At 41.7% G+C, this 417-nt stretch carries 1 protein-coding gene; it reads left to right on the top strand.

Annotation, left to right across the window (positions count from 1 at the left end; all coding sequences use genetic code 11):
- The coding region (locus H4O21_RS28250) for a YciI family protein (RefSeq protein WP_182812497.1) at positions 1 to 319 on the top strand (319 nt) is incomplete at its 5' end.
- Positions 320 to 417 lie beyond the last annotated feature (98 nt).

The raw sequence follows: 417 nt of genomic DNA on the forward strand, positions 1-417 counted from the left end.
AGCCGATTACGCGGCATTAGGTCTTTCACCTGAAGAATTACAGGAGCGCATGGGCAAGTGGTTTGCTTGGGGTAACAAAATGAAAGATGCCGGAATTTTAAGAGGCGGTGAGGCTTTAACACCACAAATAAGACGCGTTTCTGGGAAAAACAGAACGGTAACTGATATAGCTTCGGCTGAAGTGAAAGAGGTTATTGGCGGGTATTACACCGTTGAGGCTGAGAACTTTGATGCGGTTGAAAAAATTGCACAGGATTTCCCGGATTACGATTTGGATGGTACTGTAGAAATTAGAGAAGTAATGGTATTTGACCGTTAATGGAACACCAATTGATAGACCATCTTTTTCGCCACCATAGCGGAAAGATGGTTTCTGTTTTAACTCGGATTTTTGGACTAAAACATCTTGATATTATT

Source organism: Oceanospirillum sediminis, from assembly GCF_014164585.1.
GTDB classification, from domain to species: domain Bacteria; phylum Pseudomonadota; class Gammaproteobacteria; order Pseudomonadales; family Halomonadaceae; genus Oceanospirillum; species Oceanospirillum sediminis.